The organism is Corallococcus sp. CA049B, assembly GCF_003611685.1.
Taxonomy (GTDB): domain Bacteria; phylum Myxococcota; class Myxococcia; order Myxococcales; family Myxococcaceae; genus Corallococcus; species Corallococcus coralloides.
The window spans coordinates 1-16,678 of record NZ_RAWC01000201.1; the positions used below are offsets into that span (position 1 = coordinate 1).

General features: G+C 63.2%; 11 protein-coding genes. 6 read left to right on the forward strand and 5 right to left on the reverse strand.

Annotated features, from left to right (window positions below; translation table 11 throughout):
• Window positions 1–176: 176 nt before the first annotated feature.
• The 3 genes from D7W82_RS31140 (at window position 177) to gspC (ending at window position 3,546) form a co-directional block, all read left to right on the forward strand.
• Complete coding sequence (locus D7W82_RS31140; protein WP_120621794.1) at window positions 177–878, forward strand: zf-TFIIB domain-containing protein; 702 nt, start codon at window positions 177–179, stop codon at window positions 876–878.
• Window positions 879–999: 121 nt separating this feature from the next.
• The gene (locus D7W82_RS31145; RefSeq protein WP_120621795.1) at window positions 1,000–2,517 is read left to right on the forward strand and encodes a M35 family metallo-endopeptidase; all 1,518 of its coding nucleotides are present in this window, start codon (window positions 1,000–1,002) and stop codon (window positions 2,515–2,517) included.
• Between the two features lie 162 nt (window positions 2,518–2,679).
• Window positions 2,680–3,546 (forward strand): type II secretion system protein GspC, encoded by an 867-nt coding sequence (gspC, locus tag D7W82_RS31150; RefSeq protein ID WP_120621796.1) that lies wholly within the window; start codon window positions 2,680–2,682, stop codon window positions 3,544–3,546.
• Between the two features lie 5 nt (window positions 3,547–3,551).
• On the opposite strand, the gene D7W82_RS31155 is transcribed toward gspC, so the two are convergent.
• Entirely contained in the window at window positions 3,552–5,513 is a 1,962-nt protein-coding gene (locus D7W82_RS31155) for an ABC-F family ATP-binding cassette domain-containing protein (protein WP_120621797.1), read from the reverse strand.
• A 124-nt stretch (window positions 5,514–5,637) separates the two neighbouring features.
• Between D7W82_RS31155 and D7W82_RS31160 the strand changes: the two genes are divergently transcribed.
• A complete protein-coding gene (locus tag D7W82_RS31160) occupies window positions 5,638–7,383 on the forward strand; it encodes a serine/threonine-protein kinase (protein ID WP_120621798.1) in 1,746 nt (581 codons plus the stop codon).
• A gap of 44 nt (window positions 7,384–7,427) precedes the next feature.
• On the opposite strand, the gene D7W82_RS31165 is transcribed toward D7W82_RS31160, so the two are convergent.
• From D7W82_RS31165 to D7W82_RS40225, 4 genes are all read right to left on the reverse strand, one after another.
• Complete coding sequence (locus D7W82_RS31165; protein WP_120621799.1) at window positions 7,428–8,648, reverse strand: site-specific integrase; 1,221 nt, start codon at window positions 8,646–8,648, stop codon at window positions 7,428–7,430.
• Window positions 8,645–8,878 (reverse strand): helix-turn-helix domain-containing protein, encoded by a 234-nt coding sequence (locus D7W82_RS31170; RefSeq protein ID WP_120621800.1) that lies wholly within the window; start codon window positions 8,876–8,878, stop codon window positions 8,645–8,647. The genes D7W82_RS31165 and D7W82_RS31170 overlap by 4 nt, the downstream gene beginning before the upstream one ends.
• Window positions 8,879–9,262: 384 nt before the next feature.
• The gene (locus D7W82_RS40220; protein ID WP_147439645.1) at window positions 9,263–10,258 is read right to left on the reverse strand and encodes a hypothetical protein; all 996 of its coding nucleotides are present in this window, start codon (window positions 10,256–10,258) and stop codon (window positions 9,263–9,265) included.
• A gap of 460 nt (window positions 10,259–10,718) precedes the next feature.
• Window positions 10,719–12,200 carry a hypothetical protein gene (locus tag D7W82_RS40225; protein WP_147439647.1) on the reverse strand — a complete coding sequence of 494 codons (1,482 nt, stop codon included), beginning with the start codon at window positions 12,198–12,200 and terminating at the stop codon, window positions 10,719–10,721.
• Window positions 12,201–14,548: 2,348 nt separating this feature from the next.
• Here D7W82_RS40225 and D7W82_RS40230 point away from each other — a divergent pair.
• Both D7W82_RS40230 and D7W82_RS40235 read left to right on the forward strand, forming a co-directional pair.
• Complete coding sequence (locus D7W82_RS40230; protein ID WP_147439649.1) at window positions 14,549–15,250, forward strand: hypothetical protein; 702 nt, start codon at window positions 14,549–14,551, stop codon at window positions 15,248–15,250.
• A gap of 56 nt (window positions 15,251–15,306) precedes the next feature.
• On the forward strand, window positions 15,307–16,518 hold the full coding sequence (locus tag D7W82_RS40235; RefSeq protein WP_147439651.1) for an HNH endonuclease: 1,212 nt from the start codon (window positions 15,307–15,309) through the stop codon (window positions 16,516–16,518).
• The last annotated feature ends 160 nt before the right edge of the window (window positions 16,519–16,678 follow it).

Sequence of the window (16,678 nt, forward strand, 5' to 3'; positions counted from 1 at the left end):
GCCCGTGCCGCCCCCGCGCCCCTCCCAGCCCGCCCTCCGCGTCCCGGAGGAGCTGCGCGAACTCGCGCCGGCCCCGAAGACGCCCGAGCCCAAGCCGAAGAAGGAGAAGCGCCGCCGTACCGGGTGAGGCGCGCGGCATCCCGTTTCCGGGAAAGACCCGGTAGGCTGCGGGTGCCATGCAGGCGTGCCCCTTCTGCCAGACGACGATGCGCAACACCTACGCCCGGGGGCTGGTGCGCGACGAGTGCGGCGCCTGCGGGGCCGCCTGGTTCGAGGAGGAGATGCTGGCGCGCGTCGTCGGCGGGCCCACGCTGACGGCCGTCTTCGAACAGGCGAAGGGCAAGCCCGGGCGGTGCAAGGGCTGTGAGGCCTCGCTCCAGTACGTCCCGGGCTGTCCGTCCTGCGGGCGTCAGGCGCCCACCTGCCCCACGTGCGGCAGCGCGCCCCTGCCCATGGTGGAGCTGCGGGACGTGGCGGTGGACGTCTGCACGAAGTGCCGGGGCGTGGCCCTGGACGGAGAGGAGCTGGCCCGGCTCCAGAAGGCCGCGGAGCCGGAAGCCCGCCCTGAGCCGCGGCCCATCGCCGCCGACTTCGAGCACGAGTACGACCCCAAGCGAAGCCTGAGCCTGTTGCCCAAGGTGCGCGTGGGTGACGAACCGGCCTGCGTGACGTGTGGCCGGCGGATGGACGTGCGCTACGGGTTCGTCTGGGAGGAGCGGCTGTACTGTGGAAGCTGCGCGCCGGAAGGCTCCGCGCCGTACACGGACGAGCTGACCAAGGCCCAGCCCAGCGAAACCTATGGCCGCCGGGCCCGGCACCTGAACAACAGCGCCGCCGAGTCCGCCGTCGTGTGGCTCTTGTCGAAGATCTTCAAGTAGCCGCGCGGCTGTAACAATTCTGGCTACAAATCAGCGGCTCGCACGACGCATTTGTCACGTTGAATATTTCACCCAGACTGTTGCACCCTGCGCGGGCCTCACACCACCAGGGGGAAGTTGGATGAAACTGACATGTCTCATCGTGGCCGCGCTTGTCTCAATCCCATTCCACGCGAACGCCAAGGAGGCCATCGAGATCAAGCTCTCGTCCAAGGCCACGAAGTTCCCGGCGGACGCGCCCGTGGACCTCGCGGTCACGTTCACGAACGTGTCGGGCAGCCCGGTTCGCGTCCTCGGCTACCACACGCCCATCGTCGAGGGCATCGAGGCGGACATCCTCACCGTGTCGCTGGGGGAGAAGCCCGTCGAGTACATCGGCCGGCTCTACAAGCGCGCGGCGCCCACGGACCGCGACTACCTGACGCTGAAGCCGGGTGAGAGCGTCACCGGCATCGCGTCGCTCTGGGACAACTACGACCTGGCCGTCTCCGGCACCTACTCCATCCAATACAAGACGGAGATCTTCAGCCCCCAGTCCGACCGCGAGCTCGCCGTGTCCAATGTCATCACCCTGGACATCGAGGGCCGGGAGCCGCGCCCCAATCCAGACGACCTGGAAGACGAAACCAAGATCGTCAACGGCAACAACGAGAAGTTCAAGGGCTGCAGCGACTCGGAGAAGAACGCCATCATCTCCGCGCGGCAGCACGCGTTGAACTACGCGGATGACTCGTATGACTACCTGGTCGCGGGGAACGTCACCACCCGCTACACCACGTGGTTCGGCGACTACGACAGCTCGCGGTACAGCACCGTCCGGGACAATTTCCGGAAGATCCGCGACGCCGTCGATAACGAGGACATCAAGTTCTACTGCAACTGCAACAAGAGCGCGTATGCCTATGTGATTCCCTGGGAGAACTACAAGATCCACCTCTGCAAGGCCTTCTGGCCCGCGCCGATGACGGGAGACGACTCCAAGGCGGGGACGCTGATCCACGAGATCAGCCACTTCTGGAGGAACGCCAGCACCCGCGACATCGAGTACGGCCACAGCGCGGCGCAGAGCCTCGCCACGTCGAAGCCGCACAAGGCCATCAAGAACGCGGACTCCCACGAGTACTTCGCCGAGGCCACGCCGTACAGCCCCTACAACCCCTGCGCGCCGACCGTCACGTCCCACACGGGCGCGCCCATCACCGCGAGCTGGGATGGGGCGAACTGCCACGTGATGAACATCCCCTCCGGGCTGACGGCGTTCGTCCACAACAACGCCTACTACGTCAACGCGGTCCCCGGCACGTCGTGCCCGGCGCCCTCCGGATGGGACACGGCGAACTGCTACATCCTCCCCTACCCCTCCTGGAGCACCAGCTACTTCATCTGGTCCGGGAACCTCTACCTGACGCCCGGCCCCGGCAACGCGTGCCCCGCGCCGTCGACGTTCGACGGGGCCAACTGCTACGTCATGCCGCTGCCGTGGGGTTCGACGCCCTTCAAGTGGTCGAACAACCTCTACATCACGCCGCCGCCCAACTGCCCCATCGGGGGCTATGACGGCGCGCACTGCCTGGTGGGCACGGCTCCCGCCAGCCGGACCGCCTCCATCTGGGGCTCGAGCTTCTATTACAATCACTGAGGGCCGCTGGACACCGTGTCATGACGGGTTGTCATTCCTGGCACCGCGGTCCCTGACACGAGGTCCCTGACCGGGCTTCAGGGCCAACAGCGCTCCCTCTAGGACAGCCGCTGGCCCCTGGCTTGCTCAAGGCCTCCCTGTTCCAAACAGGGAGGCCTTTCCGTGAACAGTGAGCTGCAACGGCCCATCCAGGGCCTGTTCGTCCTGCTTGTCTTTGCGTGTGCCCTGACGGCCGCGCTGCTCGTGAACCAGGTGACCAGCGCCTTCGTGATGCCAGGAGTCCGGGCCACCTGGGCCGAATCTCCGGCGCCATCGAACGTCCCTCCCGTGACGGCGCTGGATGGGACGCGCCTGGCACGGCTGACGGGGCTCTCGTCCGTCGCCAGCGTGGCGTTGCCTCCAGAGCCGCCGCCGGACCTGCGCCGGAGCACGTTGGGCATCCGGCTGCTGGGCACCCTGGTGGCGCAGGATCCCCGGTGGTCCATGGCCTCCATCCATGAGCTGCCGGCCGGCAGCGCCCACAGCCTGATGGTCAGTGACACCATCCAGGGGGCGCGGGTCTTCGCCATCGAACGGGAGCGCATCCTGCTGCTGGTGGACGGGCGGCTCGAATACGTCGACGGTTCTGGGAGCGTGGCGCCCGTCGCGGTGAACGTCCATCCGGGGGCTTCCCAACCGGGCCTGGGCCGCGGCATCCGGGAGACGGGGCCAGACACCTACGCCGTGCCGCGCGAGGACGTCACGGAAGCGCTCACGCACCTGCCCGAGCTGTCGATGCAGGCCCGCGTGGTCCCGGCCTTCAAGGACGGCCGCCCCGTGGGCTTCAAGCTGTTCTCCATCCGGCAGGAGTCGTTCTTCGCGCGGCTGGGGCTGAGCAATGGAGACGTGCTCCAGCGCATCAACGGCCTGGACCTGGACAGCCCGGACAAGGCGCTGGAGGCCTTCACCACGCTCCGGGACGCCCGGCGCATCGAGCTGCAAATCGAGCGCGGCGGAGCGCCGGTCCGGAAGGTCTTCGACATCCAGTAGGCCCCTTACGCCTGCGCCGCCGCCAGCTTCTCCTGCGCGGCCTCCCACCGGGCATAGAGGTCCTCCAGCTCCTCCTTGCCCGTGCGGTGCGCGTCCATCAGCGGCTTCGCCCGGGCGAAGTCGTTGTAGAGCACCGGGTCCGCCAGCTGCGTCTCGCGCTCCTTCTGTTCGGCCTCCACCTTCGCGATGCGCTCCTCCAGCTTCGCGATCTCCTTCTTGATGGGGCCCTCCACCACGGAGCGCCGCTGGCGGGCCTCCGCCTCCAGGCGCTTGCGGTCCTTCTCCGACACCGGGCCCGCACCCGCCGCGGCGCCCTTCCCGCTCGCCGCGCCCGTGTCCGCTCCCTCCGCCATCAGGCGCAGCTGCTCCTGGTGGTAGAGGTACTCGTCCAGGTTGCCCGCGTGCGACGTAAGCTTGCCGTCCGCCACCTCCCAGACGTGCGTGCACAGGTTGTTGATGAAGCTGCGGTTGTGGCTCACGAACAGCAGCGTGCCGCCGTACAGCTTCAGCGCTTCAATCAGCATCTCCGACGAGTCCAGGTCCAGGTGGTTCGTCGGCTCGTCCATCAGGAGGAAGTTGGACGGAATCAGCAGCAGCTTCGCCAGCGCCACGCGGGCGCGCTCGCCACCGCTCAGCACGCCGATGGGCTTGTCCACGTCGTCGCCGCTGAAGAGGAACGCGCCCAGCACGCCGCGCACGTAGCTCTCCGGCTTGTCCGCCGCCAGGGGCCGCACCTCTTCGATGATGGTGTTGTGGCGGTCCAGCTTGTCCGCGTGGTGCTGCGCGTAATAGCCCACCACCACGTTGTGCCCCAGCGTCACCTTGCCCGTGTCCGGCGCCAGCTCTCCCGCCACCATCTTCAGTAGCGTCGTCTTGCCCGCGCCGTTGGCGCCCACCACGGCGATGCGCTGGCCCCGCTCCAGCCGTGCGTTCAGCCCGTCGTAGACGGTGAGCGGGCCGTAGCGCTTGGTGATGTCCTCCATCAACACCACGTCCCGGCCTGAGCGCTCCACTTCCGGGAAGCGGAACTTCATCGTCTGGCGCTCTTCCAGGACCTGGACCTTCTCCAGCTTGGCCAGCATCTTCGCGCGGCTCTGCGCCTGCTTCGCCTTGGTGGCCTTCGCGCCAAACCGGTCGATGAAGCCCTGCAGCTCCGCGCGGCGCTGCTCCACCTTCTCCGCCCGCGCCTGCAGGAGCACCATCTCCTCGGCGCGCTGGCGCTTGTAGTCCTCGTAGTTGCCGGCGTACTCGCGCACGCCCTCCATCTCCAGCGACACCACCCGGTTTATCTGCCGGTTGAGGAAGTCGCGGTCGTGGGAGATGAGCACCATCGCCTTGTTGGAGCGGCGCAGGAACCCGTCGAACCACGCGAGCGTGGGCACGTCCAGGTGGTTCGTGGGCTCGTCCAGGAGCAGCAGGTCCGGGTCCTGGAGGAGCAGTCCCGCGAGCGCCGCGCGCATGCGCCAGCCGCCAGAGAGCGCCTGGGTGGGCTTGGACAGGTCCGCGTCCTTGAAGCCCAGGCCCTTGAGGATGCGCTCGGCGTGGTGGCGGCCGTAGCGGTTCTCGAAGTCGTCCAGCTCCGCGTGGAGGTCCGCCAGCGTCTGGGCCAGCTCCAGCTGCTCCTCCTCGTCCGTGCTGGCCGCGAGCGCCGCCTCCGTGTCCTTCAGGCGCGACTCCAGCGAGTCCCGGCCGGGCACGGTGCTCATCACCGCCTCCACGACGGTGCCCTCCGGCAGGCCGGCGATCTCCTGGGGCAGGTAGCCCGCCCGGGCCCGGCGGCTGTACTGGACGGTGCCCCCGTCCGGCTGGCTCGCCCCGGCGATGATCTTCATGAGGGACGACTTTCCCGTCCCGTTGGCCCCTACCAGACCCACCCGGTCCCTGGGACCGAGGGTGAAATTGTCCTCGTCGAAGAGGACCTTCTTTCCGTAGGCGAGGCTGATGTCCTGGGCGATGACGAGGCTCATGGCGGAGGGGGGAGATAACAGCCGGGAAGCCCTTCGGGAACGGTTCTGATGCCTGCCTGACTGCCCAGGGAGCACATCTCCCCGGTTGGGCGGAAGGCGGGGCTTGCCTATACTCCCGCCACCCATGGCCGCCCCCTGCCCCCACTGCGGAAGTACCGAAGGTCAAGATCACCTGTGCGCGGCGCAGAGCCTCCAGCTCCTGGGCCAGGTGCTGGACGGCCGCTACAAGATTGAGAGCGTCCTGGGCCAGGGCGGCATGGGCATGGTGTTCCGGGCCACGCAGACGTCCGTGCAGCGCCCGGTGGCGGTGAAGACGCTCAACCCGTCGCTCGCCGCGGCGCCCCAGTTCTTCGAGCGCTTCCGCCGCGAGGCGGAGATCGCCAGCCGCCTGCGCCACCCGAACGTCATCACCATCTTCGACTTCGGTCGGGCCGCGGACGGCACCTGCTACTACGTGATGGAGCTCCTCAAGGGGGAGAGCCTCAAGGAGCTGGTGAAGCGCGAAGGGCCCATGACGCTGCGCCGCGCGGTGAACCTGCTGGAGCAGGCCACGCTGGGGCTGGCGCACGCGCACGACGAGGGTTGCGTCCACCGCGACCTGAAGCCGCACAACATCATGGTCCAGGCGCTCGACGGGAAGGACTTCGTCAAGGTGCTGGACTTCGGCCTGGTGAAGGCGCTGGAGCAGGACGAGGAGGAGCAGCTCACCTCCACGGGCCAGGTGCTGGGCACCCCGCAGTACATGCCGCCCGAGCAGGCCGGCGGCGAGTCCGTGGACCAGCGCTCCGACCTCTACTCGATGGCGGGCGTACTCTACTTCTGCCTCACGGGCAGCTCGCCCTACGGCGCGAACACGGTGCGCAAGGCGCTGACGGCGTCGCTGACGCAGCCCGTGCCTCCGGTGAACAGCAAGCGCCAGGGCGCGCCGGTGCCGCCGGAGCTGGATGCCTTCTTCACCAAGGCGCTCGCGCCGGAGAAGGAGGACCGGTACCAGAACGCGCAGGAGTTCATCGACGCGCTGCTGGACGCGGTGGAGGGCCTGTCCCCGGAGGAGCTGGACGCGCACCCCACGGGCGGCACGCCCGGCGCCGAGCGGGGCACGGGCAGCCGCAGCCGCGCGGGTTCGGGGAGCCGTGCGGGTTCGGGCAGCCGGCTGGGTTCGGGAAGCCGCGCGGGACGGGCTCCGGCCACGGGCAAGACGGGTTCGCGTGTGGGCATGGCTCCGCCCCGGGGCGGCACGTCGGCGGGAGCGCAGGCGGCGGCTCCCCGGGCGACTTCCAACGGGAACAGCCCGGCGCCGGTGGCCTCGAGCAGGCCCCGTCCCCCTGCCCCTCGCGCCGTGGAACCGGAGCTTCCGCCGCCCCCCAAGGGCATGTCCGGGGGCGTGAAGGCGGCGCTCATCGGCGTGCCGCTGCTGCTGATTGGCGCGGGCGTGGCGGTGGTGATGGCGCGTGGGGGGGGCGAGACGGCGCCACAGGCCCCTGTGGGGATGACGCCTCCGAGGGCCCCTGTGGATGCGCCGCCCACGCAGGTGCAGGAGCCGGCGACGCCTCCTCCGGCGGCGCTGCCGCAGGACGTGACGGTGGAGTTCATCTCCTCGCCGTCCGGCGCGGCCATCTTCGATGGCGATGCGCAGATCGGCACCACGCCCACCAAGCTGCTCATGCCGCGCTCCAAGGTCACCGAGCTGCGCTTCAAGCTCTCCGGGCATCAGGACCAGGAGAAGACCCTGGACTACAGCCGGCTCGCGGACACGGCGGAGCAGCGCGTGACCGTGCGGTTGGAGCCGGTGCGCGCCGCGCCGCCGCCCCGGCCCACGAAGCCACCGAAGACCGGGGGCAATGACCCGGGCATCGGCGTGTTCGAGTAGGCAGCGGGTTCGATTCCCGCCTTCGGCACTGTTTCGCCCTGTATTTACGAGTGGTTGGCGGCACCCTCCCCGCGTGTCGCACGTATGTCGCACGCCGGAGCGAGCGGACGGTCCAGGACGTTGACCGCCGTCCTGCGGCTGTCAGGGCTCAGGTGGGCGTAGCGCATCGTCATTTCGATGGTGGCGTGCCCCATCAGCTCCTGAATCACCTTCAGCGGAACCCCGTTCATCGCAAGGTGGCTCCCGTAGGTGTGTCGAAGGTCGTGCCAGCCGATTTGCCCCACGGCGCGGGTGATGCCTGCCGTCCGCATGGCTCGGCGAAGAGGCCCGGCCATTCGACCTGGGGTGAGGTGCTCTCCGTTCTCTTGGCAGAAGACGAAGCGCCCCCGCAGGTGCCGGTGGGCCTTGAGGGCATCCACCACCGACGCAGGCAGTTCGACTGACCGCTCGCGCCCACCTTTCGGCAAGCCCTCCACCCCGCGCCAGATGGTTCGGCGGACGTGAAGCGTGCCGCGCGGTAGGTCCAGATCGTTCCACTGGAGCCCGACCAGTTCGCCCTGCCGCAGCCCCGCTTTGACGGCGACCAGCAGCGCGGGGCGCCACTCCGGATCCGCCGCGGAGACAAATCGCTCGGCCTCCTCGAAGGTCAGGAAGTCGAAATCAGGCTTCCGCAATTTCCCGAAGTGCTTCACACGCGGCGCCTGCGGGATGACCCGCTGCTCCTCCGCGAGCGACAACAGCTTCTGGAGTACGGCCAGAACGTTGTTGATGGTCTTCAAGCTCAGGGGCTTGGGTTCCACGCTCAACCGCTTCCGGAGCGCTGACTTCGTGGCGACTTCCTTGCGGGGATGCGCCGCCGACTTCTTCATGCGTATGAGCCCCTTGAAGTCCTCGATCTCAGCCGACCCGATGCTCGCAAGCGCCAGCGTCCCGAAGAACGGCAGGATGTGGTGCGCGAGGATCTGCTTCTTGCTGAAGACGCTGGAATGCTTGTTGTTGTTCTCGCTGTAGGTGAGGAATCGCGGCGTGAACTCCGCGAGGGTGATGGGGCTCTCCTCGCCACACTTCTCCTTTCCGAAAGTCCCGTCGAGCAGGGCGTTGCGCAGCTCGCGCTCGTATTGCTCAGCACCCCGACGGGTCCGCACGGGTGAGAACTTCACGACCCGTTGCTTTCGTCCGTCCGCGTGCTGAAACACGAAGTCCACCTGCCACGCCTCCTCTGACTTTCCGTCCTTGGTCTTCCACTTCCGCAGCCTGACGCTCATCGTCGCTTCCTGTCGTCAGAATCGCGGCCCTTACCGGGTGGGGAATCTACCAGCGATGCGCGTCGGATCCGCAGCGATTTCCCGACGCGAACAACGCCGGGAAGTTGACCAAGGCGAATCGACTCATAGAGCGTCTTCCGGTTCACGCGGAGAAGGTCTGCGGCTTCGTCCACAGTTAGGAACTCGGGCGGACTTACCGGCTCGGCTAGCGGTACAGGATGCTCGGTCATGTCCCTGCCCGCTCCTTGCCAGCAGTGTCGCCAAGCCGCTCGGAAGGCTTCCGCAGCCTACTGACTTTCTCGGAGTAGCTACCTGCGATGTCGGGAACGAGCGAAACAGGTCGGCACCGGATGGTCATGCCATCTAAAATGGGTGTGGATTTCGGTTCTGGCCCGAGCGACATCGCATGGCGTCAGCCGTCAAGCCTCTGTTCTTAAACTCCTCAAGGGAAAGGTGGAGTCGGAGTAGGGAGGAGAGGACCCAAGCGACTGAGAGGTGTCCGTCGACGAGCTGTGTGTGGATAGCAGGGCATGGCGGAGGCACCCGCGAGCCCAGTAGGTTGACATGCAGGCATGCATCACGCGAATTAGGCTCATGAGCAGCAGGCAGCTCGCTCAGTCCCCATCAGTTACGTCTGATGGGCGCGGTACCCACTGCGGTCTAAATTCAGTCAGCGCAGACGTGATATCGAACGCCGGCCCCCAAATCTGTCTCTTCTCATCCATAGGTCTCGCCCAGAAAGAATCGACTTGGTCATCAGTGAAGTGCGGCCAAAGATGTTTATTCTCGACCAAGTGCGAGAGACAGTGCCGCGCCAGTGCCTCGGCAGCGAGCGCGTAGCGACATGCGCGGAACTGGGATTCACGAGGAGATACAGCATCCAACCTGCTATCTGGATGATGGAAGTGCTCAACGCCGCTCCGAATTGCATACAATTGACCACAGAGATCCTGGTGCGTTGATCCAGCCAGAAGCGCGCTCTTCTCTTTGAACTCTTTGCCATTCCACACTCGGGTCAGCCCGTCCAGGGAGCGCACAAACTGATGGATGCGCTCGCCCAAGTCGCTCTCTGCGAACGCCATCAGGAATGTCCTAATCGCAAGTTTCATTCGGAGCATGCCGGGCAGCGCAAGAAGTTCCTGCAGATTGAACGCGAGGGCTGTAGCCTGGCGAAGGTGTGTCTCCGTGACTGCCTTCGGCAACATCCCCGCGACACGGACGTAATGATGCAGTTCCGCAATCTGCCGAATATCAGGGCCGTCCCCACGGTTCGCGCCTGTCAGCTTCGTTCCAGCCCCCTCCAAAGCCACACGGCCAGACGCGAGCAAACCCCAATACAGATTTGCAGCCCTCCTCATCAATTCCAGATTCTCCCCATCAAGAACCTCGGGACGCTCGGACTTCGCCTTAACAATCAGAAACAGATCGGACCGCTCAATAGACTTAGCCCGCATCGACCCAAGCCACTCTTTCCAGTGTTCGGGCAACTCAAGGGAACCTTCCGGAAGCGCGGAAATGCCAGACCCGAGGTCTACAAGGGATTCGACATCCGTTGCCGCATTGAGAGCGATCAGGGCGTACTTCTCTCCGACGGCCACAGGGAAGTTCATGAATGAAACTCAAGCCTCTCGAATCTAGTTATCTTCAGAGCCAACACACATCCCTCCAATCAACAGTTACATCCGCTAGCCACTAGGCCGTCATTCCTCACAGATCGGACTACTTACACGGCAACCTCTTCCTCGGCTCGAACTGCCACCCTCTCCCAGCACTAAGGCAATGGCCTTTCCAGTGCCACCCAGTAGCTCGCTCGACGGCTACTTGGCTTCTTGGGCCAGAGGTCGGCAGCAGCGACGCCAAGCACAGCACCAGCGCATGGAGAATGAGTTCGCGGACCATGCTCCTCAAGCAGAGGGGCAATGCCACTAACCAGTCCGATCCACTCATTCATTCGAAGCAGTAAATCAGCTAGCGCGTCGGAACGATTCGTGTTCCGACATTCGCCGCTGCAGCCAATGCATCTTTTCGCACAACAGACCAGCAACCACACAACAACAAGATTGCCGGACGTCAAGGCTTGCGACTCTTAAGTTTCTGCGCTCTCTGTTTCTGAACATCATCACCATTTGCGGCAACTTTACTGAGCGCCTCCGCAGGCATAACAAGCTCGCTTGCCGCAGGTGACTCCCACAGCGCCAAGCAATTCGCGAGCAGGTCCGCGCGCTTTGACGCAACAATCATGTCAACAAGCACAGACCAGTCTGGCTGAGCGGATATCACATCCTGAGGACCATCAATCATAGCCCTGCCAAGGTCATCCAGAAAATCAGCTCGACTTGACAGTCCCTTTTCAGCCAACTGCCTCGCCTCCCATGAAGCGCCCTTACTGACCTGCAGAGGGTAAAGAGCACGCTCTTTGCCGATGAACTTTGATGCCTCGCTGTCTGATAGGCCCTGGATACTATTGATCGCCTTGGCGGATGTGAGGCGCCAAGAAGAACCAGCATCGCTGAGCACTCGCTCGATGCGAGCCCGATGCAATTCCGGCCAATCAAGCTCAAGCGCGCTCGCCAGAGAGATATCCGTGTACTCGAAGTCGCTCGACACGAGGACGGTGTCATCCGCCGTCAAAAGATTTAGCTTTCGAAGGCTGGATAGAGCATTTCTCGCAGCGCTACCAGAAACAGCGGCTCTCAAGGTGGCCAACGCCCGATGGCGCGTCAATTCGTCAAGGGCGCCATAAAGTTCCGGTCGAGACTCCAGCAACAAAACCAAGTCCGAAGAAAGAGAATCGGTCTCCACGATTTGCCTTGCGTGCCGGGCAACAACATCTTGCGTATCAATCGACTGTGCCGCCAGACCACTTAGAAACGCCACCATATTGCGTCTGGCGGCGCCAACCTCGTATGGAACAACAGCATCCACTGCAGCGGCCCTGGCCTCAGCATTTTCCTTTAGCCTATCGATCACTGACACAACCAGGGCAGGATAGGCGCTTTGGTGCAGTCGGGATGCTTCGTGCCTGACGGCAGCCACACTGTCGTAAGAGTCTGGGAAAAAACTCGGAGACTGAAGTCTATCCACGAGAAGCTTCGCCTCGCTAATCCCAAGAAGCAAAGGACGTGAAAGCACAAGATCGGCAAGCGTTGCGACACATGCGCGCGCAGTTTCGGCATTTGCAACATAACCAGATGGATGTGCCGCCAAGTGCCTAGTCTCAAGAAGCGAACGAATCAACTTCGCCTCCGACGGCGTCAACATACCGGCAGACTTCTCACAGACATCAATAAGCTCATACTCAAACGACTTCTGCTCCTTGAACACCTTCTCAATCGACTCAAACTTGCGCCTCAAGTCACTACTGCCAGATCCGCTTTGGATTAGTTCTGCCAAGCGACGACGAAGATAATCCATGGCTGCAGCAAATGCCGCAACGATCGCCGCGCGATGAGCCTCAGCATGGTAACATCGCACCGCCTCTTCCATGTATTCGCGTGATTTTCTGTCCTCAATCGACAATAACAGCTCTTCCAAATCCCGGAGTCGCGTCATTTATTACACCCCTGAGCACATTCACACAAACACAAGAACTGCTGGCACGGCTTTTTAGTCAGGGCGCCAGAAGACTCATGGTAAAAACTGCCATAACTCCAGCCGCTCCACTTCATCCATATGGCCCAACAGCTTCTAACAAAGGCCTGAACATATGCGGCGGGGGAGTATAGCGCAGCCGCCGACGCCAAAGAGTCCGAAAAGGAGCTTGGCCATCCGCTCGTCGCGGACTCGAAGGGTGGCACGGATAGTTCTTCTAAGAGCCTATTTCGGTAGGGAAGAAGGTCGTCCAGCTGCGCGGTTGAAGAGGCCGGAAGATGCGGCCATGGGGTAGTGAATAGGGACAACGGTGGGTGCCAGACGAACTGGTCGGCAGGCGTCAGCCGTGAGTTCTGGCCTCAAGAGCTGCTCGCCTATGACGGCTTGGCGAAAATCGATTGGCGGAGGCTGGCGCTGGACGAACCCCAGGGCAAAGCGCCACTGAGCGGGGAAAAGCCGGCCCCCAAGTCCCACCAGCAGAGCGAAGCGGGGCACCAAGCGCAGCATGCTGACAGACTCTCGCAGCGCCCTCTCAGGCGTGGTGGTCGCTGGCGCCAACACGAGCGACTTCAAACTGGCGTGAGCCACACTTGAATCGAGTCCTGAATCGATTCCGGTGAGACGCCCCCTACCGAACGGAAGCCGTCGTTAAACACCCTGCGTCGAATTGGGGGCGCATTCAGGCCCTTGCGTGAATTGGCCCAGAAGTACGGCTTCGCCTTCCGGGCGCCCAGGCGACGTGCCTCGCGAAGGCTCACGCCCCCATCGGCGGCGCCCTTCGCCACGATGGGTCGTCGAGCGAACCCACTCCTGGCTCAACCGCTTCCGACGTCTGCTGGTACGCTGGGAGAAGCGAGAAGACACCTACTGGCGATGTCGCACTTCGCGCTAGGCATCATCACGTGGTTCCACTCGCTCCTATTGAAATAGCCTTTTACTGCAGGTGGGCCACGGGCGCGCCGATAGGCCGACGTGCCTGTTCGATCCTGACCCGCAGGGCCTGGCATTCTGCAGTCTGCCTTTCCGGTGGACGGACATGTAGACCTCCCCCGGCTCCAATTTCTGCAGCGAAGCCACTCGGGACTGTGCTCGGCGGTCGTACACGCTGGGAAAATTTCCAAGAAAACCAGCGGGCCCGAGGAGCTGTCGGTTTTGAGGAGGGGAGCGCTAGTTCCTCAGCGGTCTTTAGGCGAAACCCCGCGTAACTGACCGGGTGCTGTCAGGGCTCACGGATGCAAGCTGAGCAGGCGGCCCCGTCCTGGCATGCCCAACACGCCCCGCCGTGCCCCTTTGCCCGTGGCCCCGGGGCCTGTTTCCGGCTGTGTCGGCTGCGCCACGCCTGGAGCCCTCCAGGGCCCCGCCGTGGCGTTGCTCTCGCTCTGGTGCTCCCCACAACCTCCTCCCGCATCGGTGCGCCATTCCTAGCGGCCTCCAGGGCCCCGCTGTGACGTTGTTCGCATCCCGATGCCCCCCCCGGGGTCCCGCATGTCGGTTGCCTCGTCCCTAGAGCCTTCCAGGGCCCTTCGTGCGTGTCATGATTGCCGCCCCGCTGGCACAGCTCCACCGGCCCAAATTGTTGGTGCGTGCGGCAGTCTTTATGCGTCCAGACCGCGCCTGTGTGCTCGCTAAGGCTCCGAGGTGCCACAGCCACGCGGCGGGGGTGCTGTGTCCGCTTCGTGCCGTAGTTCGCGCACGCGCCCCCGCTATCGGCACGGGCGAGCGTCAAGGGCTGCTCGTGGCAAAACCGCGTTCCCAAAACCCCTAAACGCGCGCACCTCACAGGCGCTCACCTCTTCCTATTCCCTACTCCTACATCAACTTTCTCTAGGGGTTTATAGATCTAGAGGTTTGACGTCTTGACGTGACACTGCGCCAAGAGGTGCCGCCAGTGCCCCGTACCAGCCCACCGTGCTTCGGCCGAAATGCCCGCCTTGGAGCTCATTTAGCCGACATGGTTGCTTCGAGTTCTGTTCGGTCAAGGGTGAGTCCCCTTGGAGGATCTTCCCTCTCCGAGAGAAGTGGCTAGCAATCACCATGAGTGCGTGTCAGGAAAAGCCGTCGCTCGACGACAACATTGTCTTCGGGCAATCCGTGTGGGCCAATGTAGCCAAGGCAGCCTGTATGGTCGCACCTTACGACGCGAGGAGAGCATGGGAGCATCCCTGGAGATTGAGGTTAATCGTAGGACCGTGGGGGCATGGACCTTTGATGAGGCTCCAGCACGATTGGAGGGCAGAAGGACTGCGGATGGCGCTGCCATCACAATCCCTGCAAGGCTGAGGCTCGTATGGCACGAGGAAGAGCTAGCCATGGTCTCCAACCTGCGTGCCGACGTTTACACCGAAGATGGCCTGGAACTGGGCCAAGCCGTAAACACTGACTACTTTCGGCCGGGTAACCCGGAGAGCGATTTCCTAGCGAACTTGACATGGCGTGTTTCATTCGCGGCGCTCGCCCTGCTTGAGCAAAAGAGAAGCGGCCGACCGCCAGTACTTGTGCTTCACTGCTTTGCTGATGTCTCACATCTTCAGCCGCCCCCACAGAACCGTTACGTGACTTTCGCACCGGTGCCACCAACACCTGAGCGAAGTCAGCTGCGCGTGAGCTACCCGCGCGAAAAGTGGGTTGAGCTGCTGCGTGAACTGAAGGTGGCTGAGAACATCCTGCTTGAGATGCCAATGCCTGCGGCACGGCCAGCTCCCTGGGATACGGTCTGGAACGCCATGCTCGACGCGCGCAAGTCTTTCGACCAAGGCGGAGAAACCGGATGGAAAGGCTGTGCCATATCCATTCGGCTGGCACTTGAGGCTTGGCGAGGGATCGAAGCGGAAGATCGTGGCCCCCAAGACAAACAGCAAAGAACGAAGGCACAGCGGCTCGACAATCTTCGGCATGAGTTGATTCAGATGGCGCACCTCGCTGCACACACCCCCGCCGGCGAGTGGACCCGCGATGATGCCCAGGCCCTTCTCGCCATGTTCAGCGGCCTCCTTCTGATGCGTAAGCCGTAACTGCCGACACTTATTCGAACTTAGAATTACCGTTTCACTTCGTTCGGGAGGACAGCTTGCCAATCAACATTTACACCAAACAGCCTTTCGACGACCTCAGCAACGAACACATCATTCCAAACTTTCTCGGAGGAAGACTACAGACCAGAGAAATCGTGAACGGCCACACAAATCAACATTTCAGTCGCATTGACGCGGCCCTGACGGAATCACTCAAATTCTTTATTGTCTCCCTGAATGCCCGATCGCATAGAGAGCCAGGCGATAGCCCACCATCCATGCAGGTCTCGTCGCCGGACGGCGAAAAGTTAATCATCGATGCCGATGGCAGCACGCGCGCCGTCCCAGGCTCTCTGGATATTAGCTTTTCGGAAGAGGGGGTACACATTACGGGCACACCGCCAAACGAGATGGCCGTCCGAAAGGCGCTAGAGAGGAAAGCAAAGCAGGCCGGCGTTGTCCTGGACATTGACAAATCCATGGACAAGATCAGGCATTTGCTCAAACCCCAGCTCAAGCCAATTCCCCCAATTCAATTTACGACTGAGCTTTGGACTACTGAGCCCTACAGGGCAACGGCCAAGATTGCGTTTAACCTACTGGGCTTCCGAGCGCCATTGATTGCCCTTCAGGGCGAGTTCGACGCAGTTCGGAAGTATATTCTCAATGGAGAGAGGCCGGAGAAGCACTTAGTAGAGGCCGCAGCAATTGACATACGAACCCCGGAAGGCAAACGCATTGGCCCGTTGGATCATCTGGTTCTCGTGAGGGGCGACGCATCATCAAGCCAGGTTCGCGCAATCGTTGTTTACTTTGGCCTTTTGGCGTTTGTCGTCAAGCTGGGAGATTGCCGCCTAGAACGAGGATTCAGTTACAGCTATCGCGTCGACCAACTCGGCGGCGCGGCTAGACTAGATGATGCCTACGACTTGGCGCTTGAAGTTCCAAGTTTCGAGGTTCTTTCCGCTCGAAGCGATGAGCAGGTTCTTGAGGCGGTGCACGAGCAGTCCGGGAAGCTGCTGCTTGATGTGCAAGAAATTCATAACAATCTCTGGATTAACTCGACAGTTAAGCGCCACTGGAAGGCTGCCTTTCGTGGCAAGTCTCAGGGTCAGCTATCGGAAGATGAGCAGATGCAGTTCATCAACGAGCTTACTCACGAAATTGCGGTTGGACTGTCGCATCATTTCCATGAAGCTTCGCGCCGTAGAAATGAAGCGGCATCTGCCGAGCTTCACGCTGCGGGTTCCGACAACGGTGAGGACTAGAGTTTGCGCGGCGCTTTCTCACGGCGCCAATAGTGCTAGCAGGCTGTTGAAGAAGCCCGGTTTGCTGGCACGGGGCTGGGCTTCTCGTTGACTTCAATCTCAACATTGTCTTCGAGATGAGGCGGCGGGCGCGAAGTGGCTATGCGGCAGCCAGCCGCGC

What these genes read in the sequence shown, in the direction of transcription:
- D7W82_RS31155 (WP_120621797.1), bottom strand. Translation starts at nt 5,513, where the DNA reads ATGAGCCTCGTCATCGCCCAGGACATCAGCCTCGCCTACGGAAAGAAG.
- D7W82_RS31160 (WP_120621798.1), top strand. Translation starts at nt 5,638, where the DNA reads ATGGCCGCCCCCTGCCCCCACTGCGGAAGTACCGAAGGTCAAGATCAC.
- D7W82_RS31145 (WP_120621795.1), top strand. Translation starts at nt 1,000, where the DNA reads ATGAAACTGACATGTCTCATCGTGGCCGCGCTTGTCTCAATCCCATTC.
- D7W82_RS40225 (WP_147439647.1), bottom strand. Translation starts at nt 12,200, where the DNA reads ATGACGCGACTCCGGGATTTGGAAGAGCTGTTATTGTCGATTGAGGAC.
- D7W82_RS31170 (WP_120621800.1), bottom strand. Translation starts at nt 8,878, where the DNA reads ATGACCGAGCATCCTGTACCGCTAGCCGAGCCGGTAAGTCCGCCCGAG.
- D7W82_RS40220 (WP_147439645.1), bottom strand. Translation starts at nt 10,258, where the DNA reads ATGAACTTCCCTGTGGCCGTCGGAGAGAAGTACGCCCTGATCGCTCTC.
- D7W82_RS31165 (WP_120621799.1), bottom strand. Translation starts at nt 8,648, where the DNA reads ATGAGCGTCAGGCTGCGGAAGTGGAAGACCAAGGACGGAAAGTCAGAG.
- D7W82_RS31140 (WP_120621794.1), top strand. Translation starts at nt 177, where the DNA reads ATGCAGGCGTGCCCCTTCTGCCAGACGACGATGCGCAACACCTACGCC.
- D7W82_RS40230 (WP_147439649.1), top strand. Translation starts at nt 14,549, where the DNA reads ATGGTCTCCAACCTGCGTGCCGACGTTTACACCGAAGATGGCCTGGAA.